The sequence below is a fragment of the Protofrankia sp. CiP1_Cm_nod1 genome, assembly GCF_920888515.1.
Taxonomy (GTDB): Bacteria; Actinomycetota; Actinomycetes; order Frankiales; family Frankiaceae; genus Protofrankia.
The window spans coordinates 1-6,533 of sequence record NZ_CAKKTM010000155.1 but is presented as its reverse complement, the minus strand read 5'-3'; the positions used below and the strand labels follow the sequence as shown (position 1 = coordinate 6,533).

4 protein-coding genes and 1 pseudogene are annotated in these 6,533 nt (G+C 70.0%); 1 reads left to right on the top strand and 4 read right to left on the bottom strand.

What is annotated here, in order from left to right; all coding sequences use genetic code 11:
* A partial coding sequence (locus NBX02_RS07690) for a WD40 domain-containing protein (RefSeq protein WP_250290616.1) occupies positions 1–4,188 on the top strand: 4,188 nt, incomplete at its 5' end.
* Positions 4,189–4,372: 184 nt separating this feature from the next.
* Here the strand turns inward: NBX02_RS07690 and NBX02_RS07685 are convergent.
* The 4 genes and pseudogenes from NBX02_RS07685 to NBX02_RS07670 all read right to left on the bottom strand — a co-directional run.
* Positions 4,373–4,666, bottom strand: coding sequence for a hypothetical protein (locus tag NBX02_RS07685; RefSeq protein ID WP_250287078.1), 294 nt, complete (start codon positions 4,664–4,666; stop codon positions 4,373–4,375).
* A gap of 55 nt (positions 4,667–4,721) precedes the next feature.
* A complete protein-coding gene (locus NBX02_RS07680; protein ID WP_250287076.1) occupies positions 4,722–5,264 on the bottom strand; it encodes a VOC family protein in 543 nt (180 codons plus the stop codon).
* A gap of 145 nt (positions 5,265–5,409) precedes the next feature.
* A complete protein-coding gene (gene era, locus NBX02_RS07675; protein WP_250287074.1) occupies positions 5,410–6,339 on the bottom strand; it encodes a GTPase Era in 930 nt (309 codons plus the stop codon).
* Positions 6,339–6,533: pseudogene (locus NBX02_RS07670) on the bottom strand (cytidine deaminase); the annotation flags it as partial. The pseudogene NBX02_RS07670 and the gene era, both read right to left, overlap by 1 nt.

Sequence of the window (6,533 nt, the reverse complement as noted above, 5' to 3'; positions counted from 1 at the left end):
GAGGCGCACTTTCTTCAGCAGGAAGCCGAGGGCAAGGAGCCGATCCCGCCGTACTCGCCGAAATGGAAGTTCTTCAACAAGCTGCTGCGCCACTTCTACGACCCGGACACGGACATCGTTTTCCAGGTCGGTGAAGAATGGTCGCGTTTCGCCATGCCCGGCCTGAAGGTCGTGGTGGCGGGGCTGAACTCGACGATGGCCCAGTCACATCTGGTGCACCACGGCTGGCTGGGCACCGAGCAGCTCGGCAGCGTCGCCGACGCCCTGCACGAGTTCACCCGGGACGGCTGGCTGCGGATCGGCGCCGTGCACCACAGCCCCGCCGGCGAGAATCCTGACGAGCGCCCGCCGGGGATATCCGAGGACGGCGTCCTGCGGGACACCGAAGAGCTCGACCGGATTCTTGCCCCTCACCTGAACCTGCTGCTGCACGGGCAGGACACAGACGCGCGCACGCTCCCCTCGGGCCTGCCCACGCCCCCGCTGCGACAGAATGACGGCGGGTTGCGCTACCAGGTGATCCGGATCAACCGGACGGGGTTCACCTGTTTCGCGCCCGCTCACAGCCCTGCCGGCCGGCGGCAACCGGCCCACACGTCCCACGACCTCACCTCGGCGCACGCCGTCTTTCCCCCGCCAGCCCGAAGCGACCCCAACGGTTGCAACAAGCGACGGCCCCGACCGCCTGACCCCGACGAGACACCCCTGCCACCGCCGTGGCCCCGTGACCGTCCTCGGGACCTGCTGGACGACGCCGCCGAAGTGGCCAGGCTGCGCTACCCGGCCGCGACGGTCGAGCGGGTGGAGGCCGCCGGGGAACGAGCCGCCCACCTGCGGGTCTGGCGCGCCGAGGGGCAGGTGGTGGAGCAGCGTGTGATCGGCCTGCTCGACGGCAACGCCGATGCCGACGCGCTGGCGGAGTTCGTCCGGACGATCCACCGGCCCTACCTTGCCACGAGCCCGACGCTGTTCTGCGACCTGGTCTACTGCGGGGACGAGCAGGCCGGCCCCGACCTGGTCGCACGGGCCGTACGGGACGGCGTGCGGCTGCTGAGCATGCCGGAATACCAGGGCGTGCTGGACCTGCGCGGCTACCTCAACCGGCAGACCCGCCGGCTGGAATCCGACCAGATCTACCCCCCGGAGCTGTACGTACCCCAACGCGCCACCCGCCTGGACGGACGGGACCGGCCGTCGTCACAGGACGCGCTCGCGGACGTGACCGGCTGGCTGACCACCGACCAGTCCCGGTTCGTCCTGATCCTCGGCGACTTCGGCCGGGGCAAGACCTTCCTGCTGCGCGAACTGGCCCGGCGGCTGCCCACCGACCGGCGGTACGTGACCCCGATGCTGATCGAGCTACGCGGGCTGGAGAAGTCGCACGACCTGGACACGCTGGTGGCGGCCCATCTGGCGAACAGCGAGCAGACCCGGTTCGACCTCGCGGCGTTCCGCTACATGCTGGACGCGGGCCGGGTCATCCTGCTCTTCGACGGGTTCGACGAACTGGCCCTGCGGGTGACCTACGACCGCGCGGCCGAGCATCTCGGCACGCTGCTGGCGGCCGTCCGCGGCCAGGCGAAGATCGTGCTGACCAGCCGCACCCAGTACTTCCTCACCGACGACCAGGTGTTCAAGGCCCTCGCCCAACGGGTCGACCTGATCCCGGGCCGGCGCATCGTCCGGATCGAGGACTTCACCGACACCCAGATCGAAAGCTTCCTGGTCCAGCGATACATTCGGGACCTGAGGGTGCGCACGACCGGCCCGACACCCGGCTCGGCGCCCGACCTGGCACACCACCGGGCCCAGGCCAGGCAGCGGGCCGACGAACGGATGACGCTGATCCGCGGCATCCGTGACCTGCCAGGGCTCTCGCGCAATCCCCGGATGCTGTCCTTCATCACGGCCCTGGAGGACAAGCGGCTGCGGCAGGCTCGCGGCGGTGACGGGACGATCCACCCGGCCAACCTGTACCGGGAGCTGGTCGACACCTGGCTCGACCACGAGGAGCGGCGCGCCCACCCGGGTGGAGCGTCACCCTCGCTGTCCAAGGCCGACCGGCTGGACGCGGCCACCCGCCTGGCCCTGACCCTCTGGGGCAGCACCGAACGTCACATCGGTGTGGAGGAGCTGTCGGCCACCGCCGCCGCGGTGCTCGCGAGCATGAGCAACCCGGCGGAACTCACCGGTGACGAGCTGACCCAGATGATCGGCTCAGGCACCCTGCTCGTGCGGGACGCCGACGGCCGGTTCTCGTTCATCCACTCCTCGGTGATGGAGTACCTGGTCGCCGCCGAGGCCGCCCGCCAGTTCGCCGCGGGCAGCGCGCGGGAGCTGCTGGGGGCTGGGAAGATGACGGAGCTGATGGCCGACTTCTTCGTGAACCTCATCGGACGCGACCAGGCCAGCAGATGGGCCCAGAACATGATCGACGACCCGCACGCCGCCACCGCTGCGAAGGCGAACGCGCTGCTCGTGGCCCGCCGGCTGGGCGTACGACTGCGTATCAGAGCAAAACTCGCCGGTGCCGACCTCGCCGGCCAGGACCTGTCCAATCGGTCGGACCTGCGGGAAGCCGACCTGCGCCGGGCGAACCTGACCGACACCCGGATCGCCCACACCGACCTGACCGGCGCCGACCTGCGCGAGGCGAACCTGACCGGCGCCACCATCGAGAACGCCACCCTCACCCACGCGGACCTCTCCGGAGCGCGGCTGTCCAGCACGAAAGTCCGTAACTCCCGCCTCGACGACGCCCTGCTCCGCGGAACACAACTCGACCACACCCGAATCGATCAGGCCAACCTATGCAGCGCCGACCTCACCGACGCGGACCTGTCCCACGCACGACTGACCGAGGTCAACCTCACCGACGCGGTCATAACGGGCAGCCGTTGGCACCGCACGGCCGTCCTCGGAGGACAGACCACACACCTCGGCAGCATGTCCGAACTGGCTGACGCCGCGGTAGCCGGCCGTGACCGCGCCCAACTGACCCCGCTTCCCAGGACCTCGCCCAGAAACAGGGCGGACGCGACAGCGGTGGCTTTCTCTCCGGACGGCACGCTCCTGGCGACCGGGACGCAGGATGGACCGGTCAGCCTGTGGGATGTCCGCACCGGCCGCCGACAGCGCATTCTCGCCGACCATACCCAGTTGGTGTCGTCGGTGGCATTCTCTCCGGACGGATCCACCATCGCCGCCGCGGCTGGCGACCGTACGGTACGGCTGTGGAACATAGCCACCGGCAGCCCCCTGCCGCCACTCACCGGCCACGCCGGCCCGGTACGGTCGGTGGAGTTCTCCCCCGACAGAACCACCATTGCCTCCGGATCGAACGACGGCACGGTACGCCTGTGGGACATCGTCACCGGTCTATGTCTACGTACCTTCACCGATAACGGCACAAGCTGGATGTCATCGGTGGCGTTCTCCCCGGACGGATCCACCATCGCCGCCGCGGCCGGCGACCGTACGGTACGGCTGTGGAACACCACCACCGGCAAGCCCCTGCACACCCTCCAAGGGCACACCAGGACAGTATGGTCCGTGCGGTTCTCCCCAGACGGAGCCGTCATCGCCTCCGGATCGAACGACGGCACGGTACGCCTGTGGAACGCTGCCACCGGGCACCTCCGACACGCCATCCCCAGCTCCCGCACGAGCTCGGTACGGTCGGTGGCGTTCTCCCCGGACGGAGCCACCATCGCCGCCGCGGCCGGTGACCGCGCAGTGCAGCTGTGGGATACCACAACTGGCGAACACCTGCGCACCCTCAGAGGGCACGCGGACACAGTGTGGTCGGTTCGATTCTCCCCGGACGGATCCATCATCGCCTCCGGATCGAACGACGGCACGGTACGCCTGTGGGACGCTGCCACCGGCGCCCTGATCGCCACGCTGCTCGGGCCCACCAAAGACACGTGGGCTGTGTTCCTGCCAGACGGCTCTTACAAACTCGCTGGCACAGCGGGTGACTCGTTTCAGTGGAAGATCAAAAATGTCCGCTTCGACATAGGCGAGCTTGATCCGTACGATCCGACCATCCGCCGGCTGCCCGAGGACGCGCCGTTGCCGCTGCCCGCGGGCTGGCACCCCGTCGCTCCCAAGGCCGCCCCACCGGCCCGCCTTCCCCCGCGGCCGCCGTCCGAGCCACCATCGCAGGGCCTGTTCCGCCGCCGCTGACCGGCAACAGAAGAACATCTGCATGACACGACGACGGTTCCCACTCGCGACCATGGCCGGCGTCCGCCGAGGGTAGGTGAAAACCGCTGTCGGGACGACGTTTTCTACCTACAGAGGCGGAAGCCGTAGGTGGAAAACGTTGCTATGACCACGGATTTGACCTACGGCTCGCCTCCGCGTCCGGTCATGCGGGCGGGACGGTGGGGCGTTCGATCGGCGCGCCGTCGCCGGGGAAGGGGCCCTGGAGCCGCCGGGCGAGGTCGGGGTCGCTCCAGACCTCCGCGGTGGAGCGCCACTGGGCGAGCGCCCGGGCGAACGGCAGCAGCGTGCCCGTCTCCGCGCCAGCGGCGAGATGCCCTAGAAGATCATCGACGCACCGGCGACGCTCGGCTGCCGGCAGCCAGTGCGGCCAGGCAGGCTCCTCGGCGACCCGTTCCTCCACGAGTGCGCGCTCCTCGTGGGCGAGCGTGCGGAACATATGCGCAATTACCCCGTTCCTGTGCCCCGGCCCTGCTGGCCTCTCGTGGCTGGCGTCAAAAAGTACTCTCGGGCTGGGTGTCGCGGAAGCAGGCCACGTAGTCGCGCCAGACGAGTTTTGCCGCGAGGACGTCCTCGAAGGTGTACTGCTCGGTCGGGGTGTGCCAGTCCAGGTCGGTGGCGACGAACTGGAGCAGCGCGCCGAAGGTGAGCTTCGGGCGGATGTACGTCTGGCTCCACGCCGAGGAGGAGATGTCGAGGCCCGCCGTGGCGTAGCCACGGGCGCGCAGGCGGGTGTCGGTGTCGGTGACGTCGTCGACGATGAACGTCACGTGGTGCAGCCCGGGCCCCTTGCGCCGCAGGTTCTCGGCGAGGACGGAGTCCGCTCTGAGCGGCTGCATGATTTCGATCTTGAAACCGGGGAAACCGATGTGCGTCAGACGGATGCCCGTCTCGTCGCTGTCACCGCCCTTGATGAACACGCCACCGAGCGTGTCCAGCAACAGAGGTGCCGCCTCTGCCATGTCCGGCAGGGCGATCGCCACGTGGTCGATCCGCCTGCCCCCCACAGCGCCACCGGAGGACGTGTCCACGCTCATTTTCGAACAGGCCAAACAACCATTTGTTGAAAATCTCGCGACGCCGATCCCGAGGTCAAGTTCGTCGCCTCCGGGACCCGCGGCCTTTCGGCGCCGCGACCGTGGCCGGCCGCGCGGCCGCTGCCGGACACGCGGCCGTGGCCGGTCAGAAGCCGAGTTTGCGGAGCTGGCGGGGGTCGCGCTGCCAGTCCTTGGCGACCTTGACGTGCAGGTCCAGGTAGACGGGGGTGCCGAGCAGGGCTTCGATCTGGGTGCGGGCGCGCGTGCCGACGTCCTTGAGGCGGGCACCCTTCGCGCCGATGACGATCGCCTTCTGGCTCGGCCGCTCGACGTAGACGTTCACGTGGACGTCGAGCAGCGGCCGGTCCGCCGGGCGGTCCTCGCGGGGGATCATCTCCTCGACGACGACGGCGAGCGAGTGCGGCAGCTCGTCGCGCACCCCCTCCAGGGCGGCCTCGCGGACGAGTTCGGCGACCATCACCTGCTCGGGCTCGTCGGTCAGCTCGCCGTCGGGGTACAGCGGCGGGCCGGGCGGCAGGCGGCTGACCAGCACGTCCGCGAGCAGTCCCACCTGGAACGACGACACCGCGCTGACCGGCACCACATCGACGAAGTCCGCCAGCGCGCAGACCGCGAGCAGCTGCGCGCCGAGCGCGTCCCGGTCGGACACCAGGTCACTCTTGGTGACGACCGCGACCAGTGGTGTCCGCTTGGGCAGCCGGGCGAGCTCCCCGGCGATGAACCGGTCGCCCGGGCCCACCGCCTCGTTCGCGGGGACGCAGAAGGCGACCACGTCCACCTCGGAGAAGGTCGCGCGGACCACGTCGTTGAGCCGCTGGCCGAGCAGGGTCCGCGGCCGGTGCAGGCCGGGGGTGTCGACCAGGACGAGCTGGGCGTCGTCGCGGTGCACGATGCCGCGCACAGCATGCCGGGTCGTCTGCGGACGGCCGCTGGTGATGGCGACCTTCGAGCCGACGAGCGCGTTGGTCAGCGTCGACTTGCCCGCGTTGGGCCGTCCGACAAAACAGGCGAACCCGGACCGGAACGGTGCTCCGGCCTCCGCCGAGGCGGCCACTAGGTGGTCACCCGGCCCCGGGCCACCCCGTCGGAGCCGGCGAGGAACACCGGCACGCCGGTGCCGAACTCGCCCAGCACCAGCAGGTCGTCGACCTTCGGCGCACCCGGCACGCCCGAGCCCGGGGCGTCCGGCGCGCCCGGACCCGGCAGGCCGGCCGCGTTCGCCGCACCCGCGGCACCCGCGGCGTCGGC